At 63.0% G+C, this 26,717-nt stretch carries 18 protein-coding genes and 1 tRNA gene; 3 read left to right on the top strand and 16 right to left on the bottom strand.

Annotated features, from left to right (window positions below; all coding sequences use genetic code 11):
• The 14 genes from BN1197_RS16930 to BN1197_RS16870 form a co-directional block, all read right to left on the bottom strand.
• Positions 1-1,278, bottom strand: a complete 1,278-nt coding sequence (locus BN1197_RS16930; RefSeq protein ID WP_040158305.1) for an IS256 family transposase — start codon at positions 1,276-1,278, stop codon at positions 1-3.
• Between the two features lie 124 nt (positions 1,279-1,402).
• Positions 1,403-3,001 carry a GTPase gene (locus BN1197_RS16925; protein ID WP_217991213.1) on the bottom strand — a complete coding sequence of 533 codons (1,599 nt, stop codon included), beginning with the start codon at positions 2,999-3,001 and terminating at the stop codon, positions 1,403-1,405.
• Positions 3,002-3,150: 149 nt separating this feature from the next.
• Positions 3,151-4,881 carry a UvrD-helicase domain-containing protein gene (locus BN1197_RS16920; RefSeq protein WP_052466896.1) on the bottom strand — a complete coding sequence of 577 codons (1,731 nt, stop codon included), beginning with the start codon at positions 4,879-4,881 and terminating at the stop codon, positions 3,151-3,153.
• On the bottom strand, positions 4,878-6,737 hold the full coding sequence (locus tag BN1197_RS16915; protein ID WP_040162129.1) for an ATP-dependent nuclease: 1,860 nt from the start codon (positions 6,735-6,737) through the stop codon (positions 4,878-4,880). The genes BN1197_RS16920 and BN1197_RS16915 overlap by 4 nt, the downstream gene beginning before the upstream one ends.
• A complete protein-coding gene (gene brxL, locus BN1197_RS16910) occupies positions 6,737-8,869 on the bottom strand; it encodes a BREX system Lon protease-like protein BrxL (RefSeq protein WP_040162126.1) in 2,133 nt (710 codons plus the stop codon). Before brxL ends, BN1197_RS16915 begins: the two co-directional genes overlap by 1 nt.
• Before the next feature lie 14 nt (positions 8,870-8,883).
• Positions 8,884-11,379, bottom strand: coding sequence for a BREX-1 system phosphatase PglZ type A (pglZ, locus tag BN1197_RS16905; RefSeq protein WP_040162123.1), 2,496 nt, complete (start codon positions 11,377-11,379; stop codon positions 8,884-8,886).
• Positions 11,380-11,502: 123 nt separating this feature from the next.
• Entirely contained in the window at positions 11,503-12,093 is a 591-nt protein-coding gene (locus BN1197_RS17175) for a hypothetical protein (protein WP_141397318.1), read from the bottom strand.
• Positions 12,086-15,568: a BREX-1 system adenine-specific DNA-methyltransferase PglX gene (gene pglX / locus BN1197_RS16900; protein ID WP_040162119.1), complete on the bottom strand. Its 3,483-nt coding sequence runs from the start codon at positions 15,566-15,568 to the stop codon at positions 12,086-12,088. Before pglX ends, BN1197_RS17175 begins: the two co-directional genes overlap by 8 nt.
• Before the next feature lie 12 nt (positions 15,569-15,580).
• On the bottom strand, positions 15,581-19,117 hold the full coding sequence (brxC, locus tag BN1197_RS16895; RefSeq protein ID WP_040162373.1) for a BREX system P-loop protein BrxC: 3,537 nt from the start codon (positions 19,115-19,117) through the stop codon (positions 15,581-15,583).
• A 5-nt stretch (positions 19,118-19,122) separates the two neighbouring features.
• A complete protein-coding gene (locus BN1197_RS16890) occupies positions 19,123-19,719 on the bottom strand; it encodes a BREX protein BrxB domain-containing protein (protein WP_040162116.1) in 597 nt (198 codons plus the stop codon).
• Positions 19,719-20,339 carry a DUF1819 family protein gene (locus tag BN1197_RS16885; RefSeq protein WP_040162114.1) on the bottom strand — a complete coding sequence of 207 codons (621 nt, stop codon included), beginning with the start codon at positions 20,337-20,339 and terminating at the stop codon, positions 19,719-19,721. The genes BN1197_RS16890 and BN1197_RS16885 overlap by 1 nt, the downstream gene beginning before the upstream one ends.
• Positions 20,340-20,428: 89 nt before the next feature.
• Positions 20,429-20,629, bottom strand: coding sequence for a helix-turn-helix domain-containing protein (locus tag BN1197_RS16880; protein WP_040162112.1), 201 nt, complete (start codon positions 20,627-20,629; stop codon positions 20,429-20,431).
• 316 nt (positions 20,630-20,945) lie between these two features.
• A complete protein-coding gene (locus BN1197_RS16875) occupies positions 20,946-21,812 on the bottom strand; it encodes an IS3 family transposase (protein WP_040156942.1) in 867 nt (288 codons plus the stop codon).
• Positions 21,809-22,105 carry a transposase gene (locus BN1197_RS16870; RefSeq protein ID WP_040156944.1) on the bottom strand — a complete coding sequence of 99 codons (297 nt, stop codon included), beginning with the start codon at positions 22,103-22,105 and terminating at the stop codon, positions 21,809-21,811. Before BN1197_RS16870 ends, BN1197_RS16875 begins: the two co-directional genes overlap by 4 nt.
• Positions 22,106-22,457: 352 nt before the next feature.
• On the opposite strand from BN1197_RS16870, the gene BN1197_RS16860 reads away from it, so the two are divergent.
• Together BN1197_RS16860 and BN1197_RS16855 are read left to right on the top strand one after the other, a co-directional pair.
• Positions 22,458-22,664 (top strand): hypothetical protein, encoded by a 207-nt coding sequence (locus tag BN1197_RS16860; RefSeq protein ID WP_040162109.1) that lies wholly within the window; start codon positions 22,458-22,460, stop codon positions 22,662-22,664.
• Between the two features lie 177 nt (positions 22,665-22,841).
• Positions 22,842-24,521 carry a recombinase family protein gene (locus tag BN1197_RS16855; protein ID WP_052466908.1) on the top strand — a complete coding sequence of 560 codons (1,680 nt, stop codon included), beginning with the start codon at positions 22,842-22,844 and terminating at the stop codon, positions 24,519-24,521.
• Here BN1197_RS16855 and BN1197_RS16850 read toward each other — a convergent pair.
• Both BN1197_RS16850 and orn read right to left on the bottom strand, forming a co-directional pair.
• Positions 24,514-24,589 (bottom strand) — tRNA-His (locus BN1197_RS16850). The two genes, BN1197_RS16855 and BN1197_RS16850, sit on opposite strands and share 8 nt — an antisense overlap.
• Positions 24,590-24,724: 135 nt before the next feature.
• The gene (orn, locus tag BN1197_RS16845) at positions 24,725-25,354 is read right to left on the bottom strand and encodes an oligoribonuclease (RefSeq protein ID WP_040162106.1); all 630 of its coding nucleotides are present in this window, start codon (positions 25,352-25,354) and stop codon (positions 24,725-24,727) included.
• 141 nt (positions 25,355-25,495) lie between these two features.
• On the opposite strand from orn, the gene BN1197_RS16840 reads away from it, so the two are divergent.
• The gene (locus BN1197_RS16840; protein ID WP_082044011.1) at positions 25,496-26,647 is read left to right on the top strand and encodes a PrsW family intramembrane metalloprotease; all 1,152 of its coding nucleotides are present in this window, start codon (positions 25,496-25,498) and stop codon (positions 26,645-26,647) included.
• Positions 26,648-26,717 lie beyond the last annotated feature (70 nt).

Raw genomic sequence — 26,717 nt, 5'->3', positions numbered from 1 at the left:
TTACGCGGCGTGAGCGTCGGGGCTTGATTCGTCGGGTCGTTCGACGAGGACGCCTTTGTCGAACTTCGCGCCGGCGCGGACGAGGGCGACGAGGTGGGGCGCGTTCACGGCCCGCCACCGGGATTGTGCGGACTGGATGAGCTTGAACGCCATCGCGACTCCGGCGGCGCGGGAGCCGGGGCCCTTGGTGACCCGCTGCCGCAGCCGGACGGTGGCGAACGTGCTCTCGATCGGGTTCGTGGTCCGTAGGTGGATCCAGTGTTCGGCCGGATAGTCGTAGAACGCCAGGAGCTCCTCGAGGTCCTGGGTGATCTTCGCGGCGGCCTTGGGCCACTTGGCCCCGTAGTCCGCGGCGAACCGTCGGGCCGCCTTCTCGGCATGGGCGCGGTCTTCGGCGTTCCAGATCTCACCGAGTGCGGCCTTCGCGCCCGCCTGGGCCGACTTCGGCAACGTGTTCAACACGTTGCCGATCTTGTGGAACCAGCACCTCTGCTCACGCGTTTCGGGCCACACCTGGCCTAGCGCGGCCCAGAACCCCAGCGCGCCGTCCCCGATGGCCAGCACCGGCGCCCTCATGCCGCGGTCATGGACCGAGCGCAGCAGGTCCAGCCATGACTCTGTCGACTCCCGATGGCCGTCGTCGAGGGCGATGAGCTCCTTGGTGCCATCGGCACGCACCCCGATCATCACCAACAGACACACCCGGTCGGCCTCGAGGCGAACCTTGAGATGGATGCCGTCGACCCACACGTACACGAAGTCGGTCCCGGTCAAGGACCTTTGGGTGAACGCGGCGGCCTCGGCCTGCCAGTCCTTGACCAGCCGGGTGATCGTCGCTGCCGACAGGCCATGGCTGGTGCCGAGGAACTGCTCCAACGCCGGCACGAAATCCGACGTGGACAGTCCATGCAGGTACAGCAGCGGCAACACCTCGGCGACCTGCGGGGACTTACGGCACCAGGCCGGCAGGATCGCCGAGGAGAACCGGCGACGTTCCCCAGTGGCAGGATCGACGCGCTTGTCGTTCACCCGCGGTTGCCGGACCGCCACAGCGCCCGCGGCCGTGGTCACCTCCCGCGGCTCGTGGTAGCCGTTGCGGACCACCAAACGGCGCCCGTTCTCGTCCACGTCTTCGGCGTGAGCTTCGATGTAGGCGGCGACCTCGGCCTGCAACGCTGTCGCCAGCATCTTCCTTGCGCCTTCGCGGGCGAGTTCATCCAACAGCGACCCGCCACCGGCGGCGTTGGTCGTCGTCTCGTCCTGGACTACGGTGAGCATGAGCGCACCTTTCTGAACCAGCGCGCCAACGCCGGTCCTGATCAGAGTTCTGTTACGACAAGATCATCCTCGGGAAGGTGCGCTCCACCACGCCCACCCGCCGAGAGCCATCCACAGGTTCTGATCATTGCTCACGAGGCCGTCCATCAACTTGTAGGAGGCACACAGCGGTGTCGTGGTCGAGTGCTGCGGTGGTGGCATTGATGAGCCTCTGTTGCCCTGCGAGGCGATCGGCTACGTCGAGCACAGCTGTCTCCGCCTCGGCCCGTTGCTCTGCGGTGGTCGATAGGTCGGCGCGGATGCGACCGATGATGGTCTCGGTCTGGCTGCGAGCCTGGCGCTCGACCTCTTCGAGAACGTTGCCAATCTCAATCCGCAGCAGTTCTCGGTTCTCCTCAAGGATTCTGCTTTTCCCTTTGAAGAGGGACTGGACCTTCTTCCGAAGTGAGCTGACAAGGGCCGTGCCGATCCCTCCAACGATCAGCCCGACACCAGCTCCGATCGGGCCCCCAAATGTGCCGCCGGCGAGTGCCCCTACTTTGGCGCCCAATAGAGCCGCAGCGAGCGCGCCGCCGGCTCCGACTACCGCGCCCGCAGCACGTCGCTTCCAGAGGCCTCGGAAGTCGCGCAGTCCTTCGATCCTGGGAGCGGCTGGCATTGCCGTCGACCACTCCTGCTGGGCGGCGCTGTTTGCCTCGGTTATGGCTCGTGAGAGTTCGTTGAGGTGCGAGGTCAAGGCCTGATCGATCTCGGCGATGAGTGATTCTTGTTCTGTTTCCCACTTCTCCGACACCTGCGGACCGAAGTCGGTGATGGTCTGGTGCCATCCGTGCCGCTGGCCAACGATGCGAACCGTGTCGTCTTCCATGCGCTGTTGGCAGGCGTCCACGAGCCGTGCGGCGCGGAGTTGTTGGTCATTTCGGAGTCCTTGCCCAACTCGCACGAGTCCCCGAATCTGTTGCTCGCTGTCGGCCAGGACTTCGCTCAGCGATTGGGCCTGTCCGCGGACCTCGTCGGTGGTCCGAAGGACACGGCGAGCGGTCCGATGGACCCGAGACTCGCGCTCAAGCGTGTCCAGAAGGTGTTGGACCCTGCTCCCACTCTTGAGAGCAATGCCGAACTGTTCATCGGTGCGGGCTTGGCGCGCTGCCTCGGCATGCAGCATCACCTCGGCCACAGGTTGGACTCCTGCGGCTGAGAGGTGAGCACGGATCGTGCTGAAATGCCCTTGGTGCTGATCGAACACGGAGGTGGGATCGTCCAGGAAGTCCTCGCGATCGAGTTCGTCGAAGAGACTTGCGCGGCAGTTCAAGGCGACCACAACAGGCTTGCCTCGAAACGCCACGGCACGCAATGCTTGAGCTGTCTCCTCCTGGAAGGAGTCGTTGCTGGCTACCCACAGCACAAGGTCAGCACCAGGGACCTCTGCCATCGCGAGGGCAACATCCTCGGCACCGTCCTTGGCTCCAACACCGGGTGTGTCGACGATCTCAACGTCCTGAAGATCGAGAGCGGGAGCTGCGAGAACATCGCGGGAGGTTCGCTGGGCGCCGACACCGATCCGCTCCGCCGACCCGCCCGTCAGTGCCGCAAGTAGTGTGCTCTTGCCAGCCATCGTGCGACCCATGAGAACCACTCGCATTGGTCGGCCGGCCGTGGGGGTCTCCGTGATGGCGGCACGTTCCACGACTTCCAGGAGATGCGCGGTGGTCTCGTTGCTCATCAGAGCGCGAAGGCACTCGTGGTGGGCTTCGCGCAGAACCGAGTGGCAACGTTCGATCGCGTCGGAGTGCACTGGCAGCGGGTCGCGAGCCGTCGGTTCAGGTCCGAAGAACTGATCACGCGCCTGGGGGCTCCAGTCGTGTCGCGCCTTCATGCTGTCGGCCCATCGGCCGCGGGAGGACACGTGAGTGGCGGGGCGACACTCGGTCGCACGAGAACGACCTGGTGACGTGCTCGGGTGATCCCGACGCGGAGGAGGCGGCGAGTTGCGGCGAAGGGAGGTCTTTCTCGCTTCTCGTTAAAGAATGCCCCAGCGTACTGGCCCTCTACGATGACGACGCCATCGAACTCCTTGCCTTTGGACTTGTGCAAGGTCATCAGCACAACGCCACGAGGCTCGGTCTCGGTCGCTAGCAGCTTTCCCATGTTGAGCGCGCGCTGGACCATGGTTCGGGCACCTTGATAGGTTCCGGATTCGGCCCACTGTGCCGTGAGCCGCCCGCCGATCTCATCGGTTGCTCTGAAGAGCCTTACGAACCGCGCGGCCGTGAGCAGTTCAGCGAGCTTATCGCTGGATTCCATGATCGCGCGCGCAGCGAGCCAGTCGGCGATCGCGTCGCCGGAGAAGGTGAGACCGGCCTCGCAGGCACGCTTGACCGCCTTCGCGGCTGCTGGTCGAGGTTCTTTACCTGCTCTGACATTCGCTGCCGCCGCACGGTAGCTCGATGCTGTGTTCTGAGCAGACTTACTTGGATGCTCCGCGTTCTTCATGTCGTAGAAGTCGGCGATGCAGTCCAGAGTGGTCGCCGCCGCAGATGTGACGTCGTGGAGTGGCCACTCAAGGATCGAAGCTACGACCTGAGCGGCTGCGGCCGTCAACTCTGCATCCCAAACAACGTGATGGTCCAGTGGCTTCAGTGTGTGCTGCTTGTACTTGTGCTCCCTGCCGAGCATGAGTGAGATGTCGCTCACGTAGCCATTCGATCGACCGAGAACTGCGACGCTTGGATACTCGATCCCGGCCTTTCGGAGCTGCGACATCATCCAAGTGACGGCTGCATGTACCGAGGCGTCGTGGTTCCTCTGGTACGTGGAGAGTTGCTTCACATCGCTGGTGGACGGCAGTGCCTCGTTTGTCATGACGGCATCCGCGAAGGACAAGATGCTCGCGTTGGGGCTGCGGTGATTGGTGCCGCCGAAGTCGAACTCGTCCGGAGAAAAGGCTGCGCGGTACTGGTCCAGCCGACGTGGATCGATGTCCGCCTGGTAGTCGAAAATCCGCTGGTCGGGATCGGCGAGTGTTACCAGAGTGCTTTCGAGCGCGAGTTGCTGCACGAGCGCCCACTGCGCATCGTCGGTGTCCTGAAACTCGTCGAGGATCACGATTGGGTACATTTCCGAGATCAGCTCCCGAACGCTCGATGAGCGGGCGAGGAGGGCGGCAGCGCGGTCGGCGAAGGTGGAGAAGGCGTATTTTCCGTCCTCAAGAGCCAGCCGCTGTACTTCTACCGCCCAGTCGCCGCCGTACTGGGCCTTGGCGAGCCGTTCAGGACCAGGGAAAAGGATGGCTGGGGGCTTCCCGTTGAGGAGACGACCGTGACTCCTGAGGATGTCCATACAGAAGGCGTGGTACGTCCTCACTGCGATCTGTCTGCGTTCCCCAGCGGTGAGGATGTCCTGGCACCTCACAAGCACCTGTCGAACGGCCGCCCGCGAGAAGCTCAGGAAGAGAACCTCTTGGCCGGGGTCTAGCGAGGCGATCTGCCGCTGTGCCTTGAGGAGCGCGAGAGTGGTCTTCCCCGATCCAGGCCCGCCGGTGACGAGCACAGGCCCATCCGCCTCAAGTGCGGACAGGCCCACATCGGAGAGAGTGATGTTCATTCGTCGCCGTCAGCAGCCTCATCGTCAACGGGCTGCCCGTGAGCGTCAGCGTCAGGGGCAGTGGCTGCCGGTGCCAAGACTTCGTTGATCCGTTCGAGAGCAGCAATCAGGAACTCTGGCAGGTCCTCTCGGCTCTGGCAGCCTTCGATGAGCAATGCGGCGTAGCCGTAGGCATCGCCCTTGCGCGCTTTCAGCGTCTTCAGTGCGATCTCGGGGAGCTGGGCATCCGTGGTCGAGGAGTCGTACTTCGCCTGGTGTGTCGGGAAATCTGGCAGTTGAACCGCTTCGTCCATGAAGCGTCGCAGCACGGCAGGCGGTACCTGGGAGACGATCAGTTCTTCGACACCTTCGACTGGCGATTCCCAAAACTCCTCGAAGGACTGGAGTGCCGTTGCGTTGTCTCCGTTGTACGGTTTGCCTTGCTTGTCGACCATTCCGAACGGAACCTTGCCAAGTGCTCGGAGGATCGGTGCCCATCGGGGCACGTCGCCGTCGCCGTTCGCGGTGAAGATGGTGACGCCAGCAAGGTCTGGGTGAACATAGTCAGCGCTCGACTTCTCCAAGACTGCTGCTGCGATCGGGAGAATGGACGCTTCGGTCTCGCCCTCGACGACGAGGACTCCCCGGCTCAGGATCGCTTCGGAGAATTGGCGACGTTGGCTGCGATAGCTCTTCAGCTTGATGCCCGCTGGATTGATGGGCATACCCTCCACCTCGCCGCCAGATTCATGACTGAGCATGACGATCTCGTTCGGTTCGAACTGCTCAATGACGTACGGCGAGTGCGACGTCACGATGGCCTGCCCCATTTCCCTCTTCACGAACCGCGCTACTCGGCGCTGAGTGTGTGGAGGGAGCGCGATTTCGGGCTCTTCCATCGCGAAGATGACGGACTGTCGCTCTTTCAAGTCAGCGATCATCGTGAGCAACGCGAAGACCAAGAGGTTGACGGTGCCGGTCCCTTGTCGCGTGAAGGGGACGGCGTGATCACTTGGCCCTGTCGCGACGAACAGCCTCACGACTTCCCGAAGGTGCTCACGGGTGAGGTCCGAGGCAAAGAAGGCCGTGGCGTCCTCGTTGCCTGCCAGCCGAACGAAACCGCCTGCTCGTTCGCGAATCTGAGTGAGGAGTGATTCCAGGTCTGGGATTGCACCGATCGCCGGGTCGAGGTCGCGCATCTGCCGAAGCGTCTCCATCCACATCTCCGCAGAACCCTCTTCGCTCAGCCGGAGGACCGTATCGAGGAGTGAACCGCGCTGGAGGCCAAGCGCTCGCGATCCAGTGCGCAGAGCGCGGAGATACACGAACCCGCAGAGCCGCTTGTGAGCTCTGGTGAAACGATCGCGTCCTTCTCCGAGTGAACTCGCCTCTTCGTCATCAAGCTCGTCGAGTTCTGGAAGCGGATGCTCAAAGAACGTGTCGGCTTCGAAGTCGTCCTCGACGGCGTCATATCGCGCGCGGAAGGAGACTGGAAGCGCCCAGGTCACGCCCTCGTCGTCAGCGTGCTCGGCGCCGTTCTCCAGATCATCGACGAAGCTCCGGTCTGTGTCGTTCCACCGTCGGAGGTGGCCTCCGAACCTTCGGCGTGCTTCGTCGGGCAGGTCAACGACAACTGCGCGAATAATGATCGGGACGGCCTTCTTGTCAGCGTCGACGTATGTGCTTCTGTGGAAGTCGTGCTCGTCCACAACAGGGCGCCGACTCGCACGCTCAGGCCCGAGCACGAGGTCGAGAGCCTCGCAGACGGTTGACTTGCCAACGTTGTTCCCACCAACCAGCAGAGTGTTGTCGGCGAAGACAACCTTGCCCGCACGGACACCACGGAAGTTCTGGATTTCCAACTGGCGAACCTTCATCAGTTCGCCTCGGTTTCAGTCTCGCGAATGTAGGTGACGCCGAACGCGAAGACCTGGCGGAACTCCTGGCGGCGGGAGCCGAGGTCGTATTGGCTGCCTGACCCCTTCTGGAAGATGTCGAGGCCACGCCCGAGGAGGAGCTTCCAGCCGTGGTCGGTGCGGATCGACCTGTCGTGGATGGTCTCGTCCCAGATGACGGTGAACTGGATTCCGGCGGTGGCCGCGCTGTCCTGGACCTCCTTCAGCATGAGGAGGTGTTGTTGGGCGTACTCGCCGCGGTCCTCCTTGGTTACGAGCGTCACGGCGATCTCGTCGGCAGGGTCTTTAGCGGCTGCCAAGAGCGAGAGCAAGTCGACGAGGTTGCGCCCTTGATGCGGTAGTCGGATGTAGGGGTCGACGATGGTGATGTCGGTCGCGCCCCGTAGGTACGGCATGAGCAGCGTTTCGTAGGAGACGCCGCGCTGGTTCTCCTGGAACTCGCGGTGGCCCTCGAATAGTTGAGGCACTACCTCGGCCGGCATCTGGGCCGGCACCATGGCGTCTTCTTCGTCCACGGACTCAGGTGCGTCAGGCGACTCGTCGCCACCCACAATCTCGGGGCGTTGGGCCTGGTAGTAGTCGGGGTACTCGTCCTCTTCCAGGGTGGTGACGTTGTGCCAGGCGCCTGTCTTGTCGGTGTAGCCGAAGTTGACGGCGGCCATCGTGGTGTCGATCCTGAGGATTTGGTCTTTGACTCGCTTGCGCCCCTCGATGGCGAAGCGGAGCAGTTCCTCGATCTCGGCCTGGGTCGCTTCGCCGCTCGGATAGATGAGCTTCATCAGGCCGGAGAAGGTCTTGTGGATGCCGTCGCGGTCGCGTGTGGAGATGTCCGAGCCGAGCGTGAAGTGCTGCTGGTAGCGGTCGGAGTAGTCGGTGTTGCGCATCGACCGCAGCACCTCGGCGATGTAGTCCACGACGAAGCCGTAGCCGGCAGAGAACATCTCACTGCGGATCGTGTCTACCTCCCAGCCGGGGATGTAGAAATGCAGCCGGTCGAGGTAGGCGGAGTCGTGATAGGCCTCGGGTAGCTCGTCGAAGAGGTCGGAGTGCTTGAGCATGTATGGCACGTTGTGCGAGGTGTTGCCCACGAACACCATCGACGCCTCGGCTCCGAGGGTCTCGACACCACGCGAGAACGACTTGTTCGCCATGTAGTTCTTCATGATGTCGACCAGCGCCTTGTCGGTGCGCTTCTTCTTGCCAGCGAACTCGTCGAACGCGACAACATCCCAGTAGCCGACCAGGCCGATTCGCCCGTTGGCGTTGTTGACGAAGAGCTTCGGGACGGTGACCTCGCCGCCGGAGATCAGCATGCCGTGGGGCGAGAACTCGGAGTAGATGTGGGACTTGCCGGTGCCCTTCGGTCCCAGTTCGACAAGGTTGTAGTTGCGCTCGACGAACGGAATGAGGCGCACGAGCTGCAGCAGCTTGGCCCGCCGACCAAACATCTCGGGGTCGAACCCGATCGACTGGATCAACAGGTCGATCCACTCCTCGGTGTTGAAGCCGCCCCGCGATGCAAGGTAGCCCTCGTAGTCGAAGCTCGACATCTGGATCGGCTTCAGGCTCCCCAGAATCCATGGCACCACACGGGCATCGTCGCTGTGGAAGTACTCGATATCGCAGATGCACCATACGCCGCCGACGAGTAGCTTCGGGTTGGCCTTCACGGTTGCCGGTTCGACGATCACACCACTGAGGCCCAGGTTGGCGAACGACGCCTGGTACACGTCCTGCTTGTCGTTCAGGGTCACGGTCACCTTATCGATGATCCGGTGGCGGCCCTTCTCGCGGATGGTGGACTTCACCAGTTCGGACTCGTTGCGGTGTACGTAGTGGTCGGCGAGAATCTTGCGCACCGCCTCGATTCCGGCCTGGATCGTCGCCTCATCATCAGACGCGGCGTACTGACCGAGCAGGTACTCAAGCACGTAGGAAGGGACAATGGCGTTGCCCTTCACGGCCTTGACGAGGTCTTTACGGACCACCGACCCGCCGAACAGCAGGTTGATCTTGCTGTCGAGGTCGCTTTGCTGCGGCGTGCTCGTCCCGGCGTCGGGTTCCTCGCCGGGGTGGTTCTCGGTGTCCGTCATGGCTGCTGCTTCCCCTAGAAATCGAAGTCCGACGTGAATGAGCGCTTGAGCAGGTACTGAGCCCGCTGGTAGACGCGCCATTGGGTAGTGTTGGGTATCTGCTCTTCGAGTCGGAACTCGACCGTGCGGTTGTTGAACTCGTTGGCGTCCTGGCTGAGCAGCATCCGTGCACCCTGGTAGCGGTCGCGCTTGTCGTCGGATGGCTGGTCGAAGATCAGCTCGGTCTGGTTCGAGATCAGAGTTTCGCCGACGTAGATGCCAGCGCGCAGTGTGCGCGGCTGAACCTTCTCGCTGACCGGCTCGGACTGGAAGAGCTTCACAACGAGCTGACCGGTGGTGATCTTGTCCGTCTCCGGGAGGACCTCGACGTTGACGGGCCGTGTATCGCTCTTGCGCTTCTTGTTGACGCTCAGCACCGGCACGACGATTTCCTGGAGGGCGCCGCCGCCGTGGACGAACCGTGAGCCCGCGCCCGGCAGCTTGAGTCGGTGTATCGACTTGGGAACCTGCACCTCAAGGTCACTGCTGAGTCCAAGCTGTTCAGGCTCGAACTTCCGGAACGCGGAATCATCCTTGAGGCCTCGGCCCAGCACGTATCGGCGGTTCGTCACCACGAGGTCGTCGCCCTGCGGCTTGGTCGAAAGGTAGGAGGCGTCGGCGAGGGCGGTATCCTGGTAGAGGAAGCCGTGGTCGGCGGTCACGAGGATGTTCGTCGCGTTCGCGTTAGTGAGGCGTTTGATGAGGTCGACCAGATCGCGCAGCGCGTCGTTGGCGGCCTCGAACACTTGCCGTTCGGTGCGGGCCTTGTCACCCACGGCGTCGATCCGGTCGTGGTACACGTACAGCACCTGGTGCGCGACGTACAGTTCTCTCAGTTCGCTGCGCGGCATGGCGAGGACTTCCTCGGCCTGGATCGCGTACCCATCCACCGGGGCCAGCACCTTGTTGCGGTTCGCGGTTCCGTCGGAGCGCTGGCCATCAACGAGCACTGGATCGCCATCATGCGAGTGGGCAAGCGTCTTGTGCGGCAGGAGTGCAGCCATGCCGAGTTGTGTGTAACTCGGTAGCACACCGAGCATCGCGCCCAGTTCCGCGTCGAAGCGGTCTTCCTGACGGATGCGCGAGCGCAGCTCGTCTGCGACCTCGTAGCGCAGCGCATCGGAGATGATGACGACGGCTTTCCGGTTGCCCTTACGGACAATCGGCTCGACGTGATCGGTGAAGAACCTCGTCTGCGGGCGGAGCGTGACGGACCGCCAGTCGTGCACAGCATCGACCTGCTGCTGCCAGGAGTTGCCAAGTTCGTAGAGGTACCGATTCGCGTAGTGCTTCTCCACCTCGACCCGGAGCGCTTCGAGTGGGCCGGCGTACTCGGTTGTGCGGGCGGCGAAGTGGAACTGTCGGTAGAGCTGGTCGATGCGGAACCAGTGCTTGCGGTACCGGTCGAGCCCTTCATCAAATGAGGCGATCTCGAATCGCGCCGTCGCGAGTTCGCTCAGCAGGTCAGAGGCGGCACCGAGTGCCGTGTACAGCTCCCGGTATCCGTCGACCCAGATGCTGCTCTGGCGAGCGCGGATCACGTCGGATACCTCGCGCGCGCTCATGGTCCGGCTGACGACCGCGTGAGCGAGCGCACTGATGACCTTGCGCTCCACGTCCTCGAAGAGGTCGTTACCCACCAGGTCAGCAAGTTCTGCGTCTTCGATGCTGCTGGCGTAGTCCAGACTTTCCGCCGCTCGCTGCGCCAAGATGGCGAGGGCGGGCGCGCTGCGCCGATCATTGCGCAGACTCGCGAAGTCGAGCTGAATGTTCCGGAGGGCACCCGGAGTATCGGATGCGAACCCGTTGGTTGCCTGGCGGAACACCCACAGCACGAAGTCGTCGATGCTGGGCTCGCTCGCTTCATATCCGTAAATCGTGGCGACGCCGGCCCAGTGGAACCCATCGAGCCCTTGCTCCCTCAGAGCCTCGTACTTGCCACCATCGCCGCGCGCGTTCTCGATCAGCAACGAGCGCGTGAGCTCCAGCATGCTGTGCTCCCGCTGGCCAAGAAGGACAGCACACATCTTCGCGCGCAACCTGTCCGCGTCGTCGTCGGCTGTGAGCAGTGGCTTGAGTGTCTGAACGCGCTTCGCGGCGCGGAAGAACCTCTCGTGCTCGCGCACCACATCGTCGATCCCGATGCCAGCGAGGCCGAGACCCTGGCGTACCAGAGCCGTACGGTCGGCGGTGAAGACCCCGTACGCCAACTCAAGATCAAGCAGCCAGTTCCCGGTGCCCGGAGGCACAGGTGCCCCCCGGTAGATGAGGAACTTGCTGGTCGGCTGGTCGTGGAGCACTCGGTTCTTCACGGCGTACTCGTTGTTCTCTACCCGCAACGTGGTGACCCCGGCGAGGTTGAGTGCGTCGAGATCAGAGGCGTACTCGCCTTCCGTGTCGTGCCAGAAGACGAGTCGCTGCGACTCAAACCGCTGTTCTAGGTGCGGCAGGACTGCCCGAATGGAACTCATGCGACTACCCCTTGCCACGAGAGCAGCGTACGAACTGGACGTCGATCGAATTGTCGTCTCCGTGGGGCGACAATCTGCGCAACTCCACTGACTGAGCGCCAGCTCTTGATGAAATCTCTCGCACTAGGACACGGAATAGGTTGCTTCATACGAGCTCCCCTCTTCTGTCCACTGAATTCGAACTCGCGAAAGGTACGGATCAGCGAGGCTTCGATCCATACTCGCTTCGATGCCGTCATGCACTGGTATGTCGTGGGGCAGAGAATCGTCAAGCAAGAAAAATCCGCTTCGCCCCTCGGGGTTGGTGACGTCATCAATGCGAACATCTCTCGCGGTCACCGATCCAACGTTCACAATCCGTCGCTTCGACCTAGATACTTCTTCAACTTTCCATGCGACCTGCGCTCCGCTGCGCTGGCCTTCGCCATCCTTTACTGCGGCTATTTCGCCCATTGATCGTTCAACTTGCGTAGTTCGCTTGCTCGTCTCATAAATAGCGACAAGTGCCGCCGGTCCACCAATGCCCGCGAGCCAAAACGGTAGTGTTTGCGTGATTGCGGTCTTGAGCCCACCGTCCATCGCGTACAAGACGATCCAGACAATTAGGCCAACCACTGCAATAGAAAAGAGGCAATACGCGAACCAGCCAAACCAGCCCAGATCGCGATGCTTGCGCACGAGCCAGTTCGCGCGTCTTGGTTCGATCTCAGTCATCGGCAGCCTCCAACCCCGTGATCTTCTTGAGAGCCGGATAGAACTTCGGGTAGTTGACCTTGACGCCATCATCGAGATCGATTGCGATCTGCTGCGATGCCAAGGGGTAAAGCACGTCATGTTCATACTCACTGAGCTCCACCAACACCTTGCGAAGCCGCTCAGCCTCTTTTAGTGCCGCTGCCTTCTCGCGAGGCGTACCATCACCGGCTGCGAGACGCTCCTGATGCTGAAGGTTCGCTTCCAGCTTCGACTCGAACTCACGCAGATACTCGTTTAGCACAGTTGAGACCGTGGACGGCGAGTAGCGGTGCATGTAGATAAGCGCGTTGAATGAGCCCTTCGGGCTGGAGAACAGCCAGTAGATCGGGCGCTTCTTGTACCGCTTCACATGGTCGTCGTAGAACCTCGACCGCCCCGAACGGGTAACGAAGTACTCCCGCAGAGTCTTGACGCTGAGTGACTCCTCAACGAACCGAAGGTTCTCCTCGAAGTGCTCCTCACCGAACGCTGCTCGCAGGAACTGGCGGAATCGCGCCACGATGTCGTCCTCGAACCAGTCCCCAACAACGATCGGCAGAACGTTGTCAGCATCAGGGGTGAACGTCGGGTGCGGCACCTTCGCGAAGTAGTCCTGCACTGTCGCACCCTGGTCGGCCAGAACTAGGCCGGTCTCGTCGAGGCTGTAACGGCCGAACATACATCCCACGGCGAAAGAAACAAGGTCAGCAATCATGTCGCCCACCTGAGCATTCCGCTCAGCTCGACCTTGCGTGTCCACCACCAGGTTGTTCAGAGTGACATTGAGTTCGCCTGAGGACTCCAATCCGTAGGACTTAGCTATGATCGCGTCGAGTGCTTCCTGAGCCTCGTTGACCTGCGCAGAGTAGGCTCGCCAATCAGCGAAGTGTCCGTCGACCAGACTCGCAAGGCGGCCTACCCCGCCGCGCTTGATTAGCGCATTCTCTTCGTACCCGGGCGCAGACTCGCTCAGATTCCAATCTTGCTGATGGAGGTGCACCAACAGTTCGACCAGCGAAGATATCCGATCTCTGTCGTCGAGCGGAATCTCCGCTGGAAGTGGAATCTCTCGCAGGGACCCCACGTTGAAGTCCATGGTCGCACCCATGAATTCGAGGAGTTGACGCGCCACTGACGAATTCAGGACTGCCAGCGTGAGCGAGCGGGAGTATCTATCTACTGGAAACGCGCACGCGCCTTTTGCACTGAAGGTACTGCCGACGCCCGCATAGCGTGCGCCGAAGTCGGACGAGGACATCGCCGACCACGTGATCGAATCCTTGAAATAAAGGTTCCGCGAAGGAAGCTTGTTCCCAAGCTTCGAGAGTTCACTGAAGTCGTGGGGACTGAAAGCAACAATGTACTCGTCGTTGCCAAACCACTTGCGCAGGGGGCCGCCCTTTAGGTATGGAGCGAATCGGGCCCCACTTGCATGAAACTCTTCCGTAGACTCGGAGTCGAAAGCCACTCGCGTTCGGGACACTTCGTGCCAGAAACGCATGAAACGGTCATTATCGCCCGTCTGAAATCCCTGGCGTACCGGCGCAACGCTTTCGATAGTTCGCCCAGTTTGGAACGTGGCGCGAAGGGCCGGGGACGCCCAGTAAGCAATCGGACTTCCCGGAATAGAACTGAGCTCTCGAAGCGACATCTCCGTGTGTCGTGAGTTTGGTGCTGGGAACACCCTCGGCTTGTCTCCATAAAGGTCCAACGTCGAAACGAAGGAGAAAGATGAGATCCCTTCCCCCGGGGTAGAACGCCAGATGGCCGCCGCCGTGCCAAACGCTATGCCCATGACTCCGTTCCCCATGTGAACCATGCATTCCAGATGTCGGTCATTGAGCAGTTGTTTGCGAAGCCCGGCATAGGACTTGAGGAACATCCAGGACTGCATGGTGACCATCGCCGAGAGTCCGCCCGGTTTCAGAAATTCAAACCCTCGCTCGATGAACATCGCGAACAGATCAGATTTACTGTCAGGGAACTTCCCAGACGCGAAGTCCGCGAGCGTGGTTCCCATGTTCTTCGAGCCCATGTAAGGAGGGTTCGCTACCACTACGGCATAGCGCCGCGACAGTGCCGTTGCTTGGCGTAGCACCTTTGACGCACGATTGAGGGTGTCCGACCAAACGAGGTCGTTTGCTTCGTCCAGTGTTTCGAGGCGGTGAGACAGCCACTGGGTGTGTCCCGGGTCGGAAAGGATGAGAGCCCCGAGCACGTTTGCCTCGGCGAACTGATTCCAAACTCCTTCTTCCGCACGCAGGTCTCCATTCCTCGTGACCAGAAGGTCCAGTTCATCCGGGGTGAACGAGATGGAGTCGATGACTGTGATCGCCGGCGCGAGCCCCTTTGTCAAGAATGTTCGCTGCTTAGCGCGGGCCTTCATGGTAAGTGCGAACGCCGCCAGTGAGCCGGCGCGCGGGTCGATCTCGGTACCGTACAGGTTGCGAGTGAGGATCAGCTCGGGAATCTCGGAGGGTGCGTAGCCTTCCTCCTCGTAGATTGCGTAGAGCAGGTCGAACGCATAGGTAAGCATGTGTCCGGAGCCACAGGCTGGGTCGATGACCGTCAGGTCTTCGGGGCCGGTGATCTTGAGGAAGTTATTCTCGTCGCCGACTGGCGCGATATAATAGTCCATCTCGTCTACGAGTCGAGACTCCGGGTGGTTAAGCATCCAGAGTCGTCCGACGGAGTTCTCGACGAGATAACGAACGATCCAGTGTGGGGTGAAGAGCTGGGTCGCGGCGGGAATCTCAGCGGCGCCTGCCTTCTTGCCCTTCTTGAATCCATCGAAGACCTCCTGCTTCCGCTCAGAGATGTAGAACTGGTAGAGCCAGCCGATGACCTCAACGTCGCGGCAGACCTCTGCTGTGAGCGTTGATGCGGCCTTGCCGAGGATGGAGTCCGCAGCGAGGAGGTTCGCGGGAATAAGGAGTTCTGTGTAGTCGCCCTCACGCTCAAACATGAACGGCATCGAGCGGTTCCAGTAACGGCAGTACTCGGCGAGTAGCAGGGTGTAGGCCTCACCCTGTGCGTCTGCACTGGGGCGGGTCCCGTCGAGGAGCCCAGTGATGGCATCGAGGGTGCGCTTGTTGCTGACAACAGCGGGGTCGATGCTGCCACGCTTGGCGTCGGCGAGTATCTCTGGCTGCCCGGTCTGCTGGCCGTGGGCTGGCGAGACAACGCCAACACCGGTGTAGCCGTTGGCGTCCATGAAGCGGAGGGCGATGATGCGGTTGAACCAGGTGTAGGCGACCTTGTCGGCTACAGCATCCTTGCCCTTGGCCCCGCCGCCGGCGGCCGCGATGTCGCGTTCGAGCATGGTCACGGCGTGCTGGTTCTCGACTCGCTCCGGCGATGCCGGTGCGAGCACGGCGGTCAAGCGGGCGCTGACCTGAGTGATGAGCTCGCGTCTGGCCCACGTGGCGAAGCTCTTTAGCGGTGCGGTATCCATGCGTGCTATCTCCTAGAGCGCGATGCGCTTGTCGTCATTGAGGGCCTGAATCAGTGCTGCGCGCAGCGCGTCGAGGTAGCGATCGATGTCTTCTTCGTTCTCCAGTACTCCGTGGATACCGGTAGCGCTGATGCTCTTGACCGAGATGGTCTGCCTTGTGTTCGGTGCTGGTGTCGGCTCGTCACTATCGTCCGCACTGCTGACGCTTGGGGATGCGGCGAGCTGGTCGAGGATGGCTGGGTAGGTGCGTTCCTCGAAGGTGTTCGCGATCTCGCGGACGACGGCGATCTGGTTCTCCCGGCTGATCTGATCGAGGATCGCGTTGACCTTCTGGCTCACGCTTCGCTTTGCGTCGTCCGTGGCTTCCAGATAGATCGTGCTGGTCTGTAGAGGCTCCCACCGGGAGCCGATCTCCAACATTGCTCCATCACGGTTGGCTACGAGCGCCTCGTCGATGCGGGATTGGAGCTCGACGGCGGCTGCCTTGAGTTTGGTCATCCGGTTACCGCGGAATGCTTGAGGATCGGCGAGGAGCTGCGCCACCTCCTGGCTGCTGCCCGAGGGGAGGTAGTTGAGATTGCTGGCATTGTCGGCGAGCAGCTGGGTCGCCTCGTCAAAAATCTTGCGCTGAGCGCCTCGCTGCTTCTCGTCACCGAAGAAGGCCTGGATGGGGTCCATGATGTCCGTTTTCGCATCGAGCAGATCGTCCGCGAGCGCGAAGTCGGTCAGGTACCAGTCGTCGGGTTTGCCAACCGCGGATTCCAGTAGGGCGATGGGGGCTTCGAGCTGAGTCACGAAGGGGTACTTCGAGCCGCTGACTCGCGCCTTGAGCTCCTCACACTTGGCGCGGAGGCGTTCGCTCGCGTGCCGGGCCAGCTCCAGCGGGTCCTTCGGTGCTGTGGGCTCATCGAAGAAGTCCGTGCAGAAGGTGCGCAGCGCTGCGATCTTGCGCTGGTCGAAGGTCTTCTGCGGGGCGACGACGGCGTGGGAGTGCTTCTGTGTGTTGCGCAACACGACGGCGACTTCGCTGCGCTTGAGGATGTTCGAGTCGACGGTGAGAGTGATTTTCGAGGTGCCGACGAGCCAGGCCGTGACGCACTCAATAGAGGGAAGGTCCCAGCCGTATGGCTTAGCCTGGAAGTGATCGACGATCTTCTTGACGGTGACTTGCTCACCGAGCCGGTCGCGTTGCAGCAGGTACGACAGCACCTCGTCAGCCGGTGCAGTGAGCGCGTGGATCGAGGAGTCGTCGATCATCGTGGACTGGTCGGGGTTCGCGAACCCGACAACCTGCTGCTCGGAGTAGGCGCGCCCGCCGAGGAGGCTGAGCTGCGTGTAGGTACGTGCGATGAGGTCTTGGAATCCCTCGGTGATCCGGGTGAGGGCGTCCTGCGATCCCACGGTGAGGTCTGCGGCGTTGATCACGAGATCGGCGCGACCGACAGCGCGGCGGATGCGCTCGACCAGCTCCTTCTCCCGCTGAGCGTTCTGCGTCGCCTTGGCGCGCAGAATCTGCTCCTCGACCGGCGACAGTGAACTGGTCTGCTTACGCTTGGTGTACTTCTCGGTCTTGATCAGCAGACGGAGGTCCGCCAGCACCCGGTCGTCGGGGGCGAGGATCACGCGCAGTTCGTCCTTGCCTGCCGAGTGCATCCGAATCTCTTCCGGCCCGTAGGGGTACTCGGGAGTGATGAAGTGCAGCGAGAGTTCACGCTGTTGACCGAATGCCTGGTCGTCGAGTTTGTATCCGAACCCGAAGTCCTGACCGTTCTTGGCGTAGCGGAGCTTGGAGGTCTTGATGACATCGCCGGAGAGAATCTTGTTCAGTCGGGTGGAGACCTCGGAGGAGTCGATCTCGACGTTCTTGATCTCTTCCTCGATCACCTGCTCTTCGTTTGTTAGGTACTCGTAGACGTTGCCGTTGCGCTGCACGTACGTCTGCGTCTCCAAGAGCGTGAGCGCCTCCTGGACCTGCTTGGACAACGCCGGCAGATCAAGCCCGAACCGGTCGTAGACCAGCACTGTCAGGTTGCGCGGAGTGGCTTGGAAGCTCTCCACGTACTTCACCAGGAACAGTGCCTTGAGAAGCCGCACCGCGAGCTTGGTGACCGGTGAGCCGCTGTCGGGGAGGTCACGCTCGGCACGGTCGATCGAGCGCTGCGCTGCGGACTTCAACGAAGCACGGATACCGGCGAACATGGCGTCGAAGGTGGCCAGCGAGCCGATCTCGACATCGCCGATGTCCTTGGCGACCTGCTGCACGACACCGAGCATGGAGCGCTCGCCGACGGAGCTGTTGCGGCCCTCGAACACGTTGTGGTCAGAGATGCCCTCGATCGCCGCTTGGAACAGCGGGAACTGATAGCTCACGAACGGGTAGGTGCCGACGAAGTGGCCCTCGTCGGTGAAGTTGCGATACGTCTTCGCGCCGTCAACGAAGTCGAACAGGGTCTTGAAGTTCGCCTGCTCCTGCGCGTAGACAGCTTCGAGGACCTGGGTGCCCTTGTCGTTCTTCTCCAGGAGGCGCTTGCGGATGACCTCTTCCACGTCAGCGGAGGTGAGCTTCACTCGGGTCTTGAACCGGGCCTGAATCTTTGAGAAGTCGTTGCCCTGCTGCTTGGTGCGGTCGCCGACAACTTTGTCCATGTCCTCCTGTGAGGTCACGAACACCCAGGCTCGGCCGCCGCACTTCGTGTTCAGAGACTCGGCGATCGTCTGAAGGTTGAGCATCAGGTGTGTGTTCGAGCCGATGAACTGTCCAACCTCATCGACGAAGAAGTTCAGCCGGTAGCCCGCGGGCTGCTTGTCCAGCCATGCACGGACTTCGTCGGCGAAGTCCTCGATCGACACGGAGTAGGTGTCCTGGTAGGTCTTGAGGATGTCGGGTGCGGTCGTCGCGTCCAACCCGTTGATCTGTGCGTATGCCTCGTTGACCTGGCCACGCACGGTCGGAAGCCCGAAGCTCGGCCGACGCTCCACCCAGTCCCGGCCCGACACCGCCAAGAAGGCGTCTTTGAAGGCGTCGAGCTGGCCCTCGTCGTCGAGCTGCCGCTCGAAGCGGGCGATGTGACCTTGGTCGCCGTAGTAGCCGCGGGACTCGTCGAAGACCTTCATGAACACGCGTAGCAGGGCGTCGGTCTGATCCTTGCTGATCAGAGTCGCCTTCTGGTCGATGTTGAACAACAGGCTCTTCGCCGGGATACGATCGGCCTTGTCGAGTAGTGGTGGCAAGAACGCATCGGTCGCCTTGGCACGGAAGCTCTCCGACACAGGCTCGCGGGGGAAGTCGTCGCCCTCCACATCGCCGAGAAGATGCGCGAGCATCTTCAACAGGTGCGACTTACCGGAGCCGAAGAAGCCCGAAATCCATACACCGTTCGCGTTGGTGTAATCCGTGTACGCCTCAAGCAGGATTTCGAGCCCCTTGGCGGCTTCGTTGGTCAGGACGTACTCGTCGACCTCGGTGCCAAGGTGTGCGACGTCGTCGGCCTTGATGACGCCCTCGATGGGCCGCTGGACATCCTTAGCGAAAATCTCAGTGAGGTGCATGGCGGTCACGGTTCCTGTTCCAGAATGTTCTTGGCGCGGTAGTACTGGTCGTCCTTCAATCTGCCGAACAGCACCAGCGATGAGCCGAGCGTGTCGGACTGCTCGTAGCGGCCGGGAAAGAACATGAGCATCGGTCGGCCCACCACGACGCTCTGCAAGTTGTTGAGCACGTTGTGCGACCGGATGTAGGGGAAGACCTCGCCGATCCCGGTCAGGAACACGATGTCGAAGTCGCTGTCTGCGAGTCGTGCTCGGATCGCTGGTGCGAGGTGCTGCTGCGGGTTGAGCATGGACTGCAGCATTTCGGTGAACTCGACCTTGTCCAGTTCGGGCTCGACCTCAAGCACCTCGTCCCAGTCTCCACGCGCCTTGAGCACCTCCACCGAAAGGTCGTAAAGGTTGATCTCGCGGACCTCGATGCCGCTGCTGGCCAGACGGTTCTTGACTCGCTTCTTCGCCTTGGCCACATCGAGAGCATGTTCCGGCTCGTACGGGTAAATGAAGAACGGGACCTCGTTCGACAATCCCTCCATCTTCAAGAAGCGATCGCCACTGAGCACCGCAAACAGATGCTCTTCCTGGCGAGTGAGTTCATGGGACATCACAGCGCGACCTCCTTGCTGTCACGAGTGGGGAGGAACCGAACGTCGCTTTGAACCTGTGCATCGAGCGCATCTCGGACTCGCTCGGACAAGGGTGCATGGACGATCTCATCGCCAACGAGCAAGCCGGCCTCGGTCAGCATCCTGAACACCGTCGACCGGAGCTTCTGCAACGTCGAGTCCTTCACCTCAGCGAGTTCCGGGTGCCATAGGGCCTTGCCGCGAACGAAGCTGTCGAAGTCGTCATAGCCCAACGTGGGTGTGAGCAGTAGGAAGCGTTCGCGCACAACTTCCTCGGCGAAGTCGCCGATGAACGCGTAGCGGCGGCATGCCGCAATCCACATCAGGTGACCGCGTTCACTGGGGCTGGCGTCTTGCAGCAGGTCCAGTTCGGCGTCCGTGAGCACCGCCAAGCGCTGGGCCACCTCGCGTGCCAGCCGGAACCCCGACGAAGCCGTTCGAGCCTGGAGCAGGTTCTCTGCACGGAGTCGATTGCGGACCGCGTTCCAGTCACGAACCTCAAGGAACAGCGGCGCGGCGATGACCGCCTCCCGAGTCAGGAGGGCACCGCTGGTAAATGACAGCGCGTATCGGTCATGCTTCTGAGACGTAGTGTTCATCTGGTGCCTCCTTCCGGATGTTGGGCAGTGGATCAGGATATGGGTTGCCACCGACAAAGGTCAGCGACGACTCAAAGCGAGCAAAGTGCTCACCCAGGTGGGGGTGGGTCGGAGTCAGCGGCAGCGCCGCCTCGGCGCACCCAGTCGTCGATCTCGCTGGCTTGGAACTTCCAGAGGCGCCCGACCTTGTGCGCTGGCATGGCCTTCTCGGCGATCCACGTGTAGACGGTGTCTTTGGTGACCCCGAGGTGGGCGGCGATGTCGTCTGCGGACAGCCACGGCTCAGCCATGTTGGTCCTCCCTCGCTCTATGGCCAGGCAGGCCAACACTCTCGATGATACCGGTGGAGGTGCGGGTTGAGTTGGGTTTAGTCGGGCGTGGCCGAACAAGGTGGGTGTCAGCGTGGACGCTCAGCTCGGTCAATCAGCGCGAGATGCGCTCCCGGAGCCAGGAGGTGACTGTGGCCTGCCATCCGTCGTGATCGGTGTTCCAGGAGAGCGTGTGGTCGGCGTCGAAAGTCTCTAGCCCGACGAGTTCTGGGCGGGTGTCTCGGAGTGCTTGTGAGAGCTGGATTTGGTCTTGTCCCGTTCTCGTGGACACGGATTTCTAGGCGATTGCCTCTTGCTCAAACTCTGCGGGTGAACGGTATCCGAGCCGCTGCTTGATGCGGCTGGTGTTGTAGAAGCCCTCGATGTAGTCGAAGATCGCCGAGCGCAGCAGGTCCCGCGACGGCCAGGTCTGGCGTCCGTGGATCGACGCGAGTTCCCGCTTCAGGGTGGCCCAGGTCGACTCGACGGCGGCGTTGTCGTAGCAGTCGCCGGTGGACCCGAACGACGCGGTGATGCCGAGGGTCTCGAGCCGTTGGCCGAAGGCCAGCGAGGTGTAGGCCGATCCTCGGTCGGCGTGGTGGATGACGCGCTGGTCGGGGCGGCGGCGTTCGAAGGCCATCACGAGTGCGTCGATGACGAGGTCGGCGTCGGGGGTGGTGCCCATGGCCCAGCCGACGACGCGGCGGGAGTAGAGGTCGATGACGCCGGCGAAGTGGAGCCAACCTTCCTCGGTGCGGAACTGGGTGACGTCAGCTGCCCAGAGCCGGTCGCGGCCGGCGGGGTTGAAGTCCCGTTCGACCAGGTCGGGTGCCCAGGCGGTGTTCGGCTTCCCGGTGCGCCACTTCTTGCGGGAGTGCGCCCCGACGAGGCCGTACTCGCGCATCAACCGGGCCACCCTCTTGCGGGCTGTGCGGTGCCCGAGGCGGCCGAGCTCGGCGTGGACGCGGGGTGCGCCGTAGGTGCGGCGGGAGCGGTTGTGGACCTCGCAGACCACAGTTGCCAACTCGAGGTCGCGCTGGGCGTGCGCCGAGGGGCCGCGGTCGCGCCATGCGTAGTAGCCGGATCGGGAGACGCCGAGAACAGTGCACAGCCGCTTCACCCCGTAGGTGTCGTGATGCTCAGAGACGAACCGGAAGCGGCTCACCGGGTCGTCTCCTTGGCGAAATACGCGGCTGCTTTGCGGAGGATCTCGCGTTCGACCTTCAGGTCGGCGACCTCCTTGCGGAGTCGCTTCAACTCCAAGCGCTCGTGCTCGTTCAACGCACCGGGCAGCGCGTCCAGGGTCTGTTTCTCCCGGTCCTTGCGGACCCAGCCCGCGAGGGTCTTGTCGCTGATCCCGAGATCCCGCGCGACACTCGCGATCGACTTGTCAGTGGTCAGGACCAGGCGCACTGCCTCGGTCCGAAACTCCGCCGGGTACTTCGACGGACGGCCCATAACGGACTCCCTTCAGCGAGCCTGCGGCTCACTATCAGGTGTCCACCAGAACGGGGCAAGACCAGACCCCGACCAGAACGGCTCCGCGCCGGTCGGCTGGCACCGCGACTTCGCCGATGCCCGCGCCAGGCTTCGCGATTGGGTGGCCGCCTGCGGAACGCGCCTCGACCGTGACCGGCCGACACGACAGACGAGCTGGCCGGGCGAAGACCCCACACAACCCATCGAGGACTCTCCGATCACCGACCGTGACGAAGACTTCGTCCAGTTCGTCCTGGACGAGGTCGCGGCGCGTCAAGACGCAGAGGACGCCTTCTTCGCCGCCGACCCGGAGACGGGTGAAGTGTGAGTCATGGCTCGCCGCTACGCACGGAAGACCGGGCAACGCCAGCAGAGCGAGCGCGAGCTGACGATCCGCGCCGACTTCCACGATCCGCCCGACCTGGACAAGCTCAGTGAGCTGCTGATCCGCATGGCGCTCCAGCAGTCGGGCTCGTTCCGTTCGGGAGATGCGACTCGACCGAAGCGCTCCCGTGCTTCGGCGGGCTCCTCGTCGTAGAATGAACACATCCGCCGCGGATGGCGGATGTTGTGGTCCTAGCGCTTCGCCACCACGGCGAGGCAAAGCAAACGTGGCCGACTCGGCCTAGTCCTACAGCCTTCGGGCTCTTCTCACGATCAACATCCGCCTTCACATAGTCCGCGTCGGCAGGACCAGTGACTGTGGAGGAGAGCCATGACAATCATCGACGCGGAGCGCACCGCGATAGACAGCCTCGTAGCGCCAACGCCATTCCCCGGCTCGTTCGCCGTTTCGTACCTGCGGGTGTCCACGAAGGAGCAGGCGGAGAAGGGCGGTCAAGCGGAAGGCTTCTCGATCCCAGCGCAGCGCGAGGCGAACCAGCGCAAGGCCGAGCAGCTCGGCGCAACGATCATTGAGGAGTTCGTCGACGCGGGCGAATCTGCGCGCAAGGCCGACCGGCCCGAACTCATGCGGATGATCCAGTACGTCACCCAGCACAAGACGAACTACTGCATCGTGCACAAGGTTGACCGACTCGCACGCAACCGTGCCGACGACGTGACCATCCACCTCGCGCTCAAGGACGCCGGCGTCACACTGGTGTCGGCGACGGAGAACATCGACGAGACCCCATCGGGGATGCTGCTGCACGGCATCATGTCCTCGATTGCCGAGTTCTACTCCCGCAACCTCGCCACCGAGGTCGTCAAGGGACTGTCGCAGAAGGCCGCGCAGGGCGGCACCGTAACGAAGGCACCCATCGGCTACCGCAACGTCGGCGTGCGCGACGGCTTCGGGCGGGAGGTACGCACTGTCGAGATCGACGAGGAGCGTGCACGGCTGGTGAGGTGGGCGTTCCAGGTGTTCGCCTCCGGCGACTGGACCACGAGCCAACTCCACCAAGAGCTGGTGGCGCGCGGACTGACCACTGCCGCGACACCGCGACGCCCAGCTCGGCCCATCGCCAAGTCGTCCGTGCACCGGATGCTGACGAACCCGTACTACAAGGGCAGCGTGCGCTACCAAGGCGTCACTTACGCGGGAGCGCACGAGGCGATCGTTCCGAACGAGGTGTGGGACCAGGTGCAGACCGTACTCGGCACACACCGATCCGCAGCGGACGCGACCCAGGTGCACGAGCACTACTTGAAGGGCACGGTGTTCTGCGGGCAGTGCGGCTCGCGCCTGATCGTGTGCAACGCGAAGAGCAGCCAGGGCACGATCTACCCCTACTTCGTGTGCGCGAGCCGGCACGGCGGCAGGGGAGACTGCGCGCGACAGGCGATGCTGATCGAGCAGGTGGAACGACTCGTCGAGCGCTTCTACGCCAAGGTGCAGATCGACCCGGAGACGATCGAGGCTGTGTCGGCGATGATTCATGCCCGGTTCGACGAGATGATGGCCGAAGGCGCCGCCGAACTCGCCGACCTCGCGTCCCGGAGGACCCAGCTCGGAGGCGAGCAACAGAAGCTGCTCCAAGCTCATTACGCAGGGGCGATACCACTCGATCTGCTCAAGCGAGAGCAGGACCGGATCACCGCGTCGCTGGAGACCATCGAGTACCGGATCACCGCGCACCACGGCCACTACGCCGACGCGCGGGAGAACCTCGACGACTCACTGAAGTTGCTGTCCAACGCGGCCGACATCTACGAGCATGCCGATGACGCGAACCGTCGACTCCTCAACCAGGCGCTGTTCAAGACGATCTACATCGACGAGGACAACGACGTGCGCGTCGGCTACCGCAACCCGTACGACGGGCTGAGCATCCCCGGCCTCCATGCCGACGCACTGAGCTGGGCCGCCGAAGCAAAGAAAATGGGCCAGGCTGAACCCTCGACCAAGGGTGGTCCCTTGGTCGAAAGTTCAAACCTGACCCGTTTGGGGTGAGTGACGGGACTTGAACCCGCGGCCACCTGGACCACAACCAGGTGCTCTACCAGCTGAGCTACACCCACCATGCGCCGCGTTCGAGGGCTGATGCCGTTCGCGTGGCAGCGCAGCGACCATCGTACCTGCTTTCCGGAGTGCTCGTGACCACGGCCCCCTGGGGTGGCCGCGACCCGCTCTCGGGCAGTGGTCGAGACCGGATTTCAGAGGTCGGCGCGGGCGGCCGCGTGGCGCGCGCCCATCTCCTTCGCGGTGGGGGAGTCGGGGCCGGGCGCGGGCACGAAGACCGCCTCGCGGTAGTAGCGCAGTTCGGCGACGCTGTCCTTGATGTCGGCGAGGGCGCGGTGGCCGCCGTGCTTCTCGGGGGCGTGGTGGAAGACGCGGGGGTACCAGCGGCGCGACAGTTCCTTGATCGAGGAGACGTCGATGTTGCGGTAGTGCAGGTGTCCTTCGAGCTCGGGCATGTCGCGGGCGAGGAACGCACGATCGGTGCCCACGGTGTTGCCACCCAGTGCGGACTTACGCGCGGTCGGGGCGTACCGGCGGACGTACTCGAGAACCTTGGCCTCAGCATCGGCCATCGTCATGCCGGAGTCGAGCACGTCGAGCAGACCCGACTCGGTGTGCATCTTGTGCACGAACTCGCCCATCTGCTGCAACGCCTCCTCCGGTGGCCGGATGACGACGTCGATCCCCTCACCGCACGGGTTGAGTTCGTAGTCGGTGACGAGTGCGGCGACCTCGATGAGGGCGTCCTTCTCGAGGTCGAGACCGGTCATCTCGCAATCGATCCAGATGATGCGGTCCTGCGCGGAGTCTGAGGTCTTGGACACGCCTTTCACTGTATTCCCCGCCGTCGAGGTCCGTCGGCAGTGGTCGACGCCCGTGACGCGCCGGCCGTGCATCCTGGGTGGACGGGGGGTTGTCGGTGTGGTCCCGTAGTGTCGCCGCACCCGCAGGTCAGGAGAACGCCCATGCCCATGTCGACACCGTTGCCCTCGGGCTATCGGCCCGAGGCCGGCCCGCGCAACGCCACCCGCCGGCCGTTCCTGCGCCGCTGGCTCGTCGGGGGTGCCCTGGTGCTCGCGTTCCTGCTGGGTGGGGCGATGCTGGCGTTCGCCGTCGGCGCGAGCGTCGAGGCGCAGTTCGCGCCCTGGGCGGTGCTCATGGCCGTGCTGCCACTGGCCGTCGTCGTCCCCGCCTTCCTCTGGCTCGATCGGCTCGAGGCCGAGCCCGTCTCCTCCCTCCTCGTCGCGTTCGGGTGGGGCGCGCTCGTGGCCACGGCGATCGCGTTGTTCTTCAACACCGTCGCCGCCGCGGTCATCGAGGCATTCGGTCTGGACCCGGAGTTCTACGCCGCGGTCTTCGTCGCACCGGTGGTCGAGGAGAGCGCCAAGGGCCTCGGCATCCTCGTGGTCTGGGCGATGCGCCGTCGCGAGTTCGACGGAGTGCTCGACGGCATCGTGTACGCCGGCATCGTCGCCGCCGGCTTCGCGTTCGCCGAGAACATCCTCTACCTGGGGCAGGCGCTGCAGGAGGACGGGCCGGAGGGCCTGGCGCTGACCTTCGTGCTGCGCGGCGTCATGTCCCCGTTCGCTCATCCCCTCTTCACGTCGTGCACGGGCGTCGGGATCGGCGTCGCGGTGGTGGGGCGCACGCCGTTGCGCTTCCTCGCACCGATCGCAGGGTGGGTGCTCGCCGTCCTCCTGCACGGGTTCTGGAACGCCGGGTCCTCGTTCGGCTTCTCCGGCTGGATCGGCTCCTATCTGCTCGTTCAGGTGCCGGTGTTCGTCGCCGCGGTGTGCTTCGCGCTCTGGGCGCGACGTCGCGAGGATCGCCTCGTCGCCGAGAACCTGCGTTTCTACGCCTCGCACGGCCTCTTCAGCCCGGCCGACCTGGCCATGCTCCGCGACGCGCGCACCCGCCGGGCTGCTCTCGACCGCGCCCGGCAGGTCGGCGGACGACAGGCTCGCGCGGCGATGAGGGACTTCCAGGACGACGCGGTCGACCTCGCCTGCCTGCGCGCCCGCTATCTGCGCGGCCGGTCGGGGCCCGAGATCGCCCATGAAGAGCGAGAGCTCATCGACTCGGTGCTCCGTGCTCGGCGGGCGTTCACCGGGAGTTAACCTGCGGTTCGCTAGGATGTAACGCCGTCCTCCTGTCCTGAAGGCGCGACTCGAGTCACCGAAAGGTCGG

The sequence above is a fragment of the Mobilicoccus massiliensis genome, assembly GCF_000826525.2.
In the GTDB taxonomy this organism is placed as follows: domain Bacteria; phylum Actinomycetota; class Actinomycetes; order Actinomycetales; family Dermatophilaceae; genus Mobilicoccus; species Mobilicoccus massiliensis.
The sequence above is the reverse complement of the archived record's forward strand: the minus strand, read 5'-3'. Positions and strand labels throughout refer to the sequence as shown.

Excerpts from the sequence above, each read along its gene's own strand:
- brxC (WP_040162373.1), bottom strand. The coding sequence starts at position 19,117 with ATGCACCTCACTGAGATTTTCGCTAAGGATGTCCAGCGGCCCATCGAG.
- BN1197_RS16870 (WP_040156944.1), bottom strand. The coding sequence starts at position 22,105 with ATGGGCCGTCCGTCGAAGTACCCGGCGGAGTTTCGGACCGAGGCAGTG.
- pglZ (WP_040162123.1), bottom strand. The coding sequence starts at position 11,379 with ATGAGTTCCATTCGGGCAGTCCTGCCGCACCTAGAACAGCGGTTTGAG.
- BN1197_RS16890 (WP_040162116.1), bottom strand. The coding sequence starts at position 19,719 with ATGTCCCATGAACTCACTCGCCAGGAAGAGCATCTGTTTGCGGTGCTC.
- BN1197_RS16915 (WP_040162129.1), bottom strand. The coding sequence starts at position 6,737 with ATGAAGGTTCGCCAGTTGGAAATCCAGAACTTCCGTGGTGTCCGTGCG.
- BN1197_RS16855 (WP_052466908.1), top strand. The coding sequence starts at position 22,842 with ATGACAATCATCGACGCGGAGCGCACCGCGATAGACAGCCTCGTAGCG.
- BN1197_RS16930 (WP_040158305.1), bottom strand. The coding sequence starts at position 1,278 with ATGCTCACCGTAGTCCAGGACGAGACGACGACCAACGCCGCCGGTGGC.
- BN1197_RS16880 (WP_040162112.1), bottom strand. The coding sequence starts at position 20,629 with ATGGCTGAGCCGTGGCTGTCCGCAGACGACATCGCCGCCCACCTCGGG.
- BN1197_RS16920 (WP_052466896.1), bottom strand. The coding sequence starts at position 4,881 with ATGAACATCACTCTCTCCGATGTGGGCCTGTCCGCACTTGAGGCGGAT.
- BN1197_RS16885 (WP_040162114.1), bottom strand. The coding sequence starts at position 20,339 with ATGAACACTACGTCTCAGAAGCATGACCGATACGCGCTGTCATTTACC.
- pglX (WP_040162119.1), bottom strand. The coding sequence starts at position 15,568 with ATGGATACCGCACCGCTAAAGAGCTTCGCCACGTGGGCCAGACGCGAG.
- BN1197_RS16840 (WP_082044011.1), top strand. The coding sequence starts at position 25,496 with ATGCCCATGTCGACACCGTTGCCCTCGGGCTATCGGCCCGAGGCCGGC.
- BN1197_RS16925 (WP_217991213.1), bottom strand. The coding sequence starts at position 3,001 with ATGAGCAACGAGACCACCGCGCATCTCCTGGAAGTCGTGGAACGTGCC.
- BN1197_RS17175 (WP_141397318.1), bottom strand. The coding sequence starts at position 12,093 with ATGACTGAGATCGAACCAAGACGCGCGAACTGGCTCGTGCGCAAGCAT.
- brxL (WP_040162126.1), bottom strand. The coding sequence starts at position 8,869 with ATGACGGACACCGAGAACCACCCCGGCGAGGAACCCGACGCCGGGACG.
- BN1197_RS16860 (WP_040162109.1), top strand. The coding sequence starts at position 22,458 with ATGGCTCGCCGCTACGCACGGAAGACCGGGCAACGCCAGCAGAGCGAG.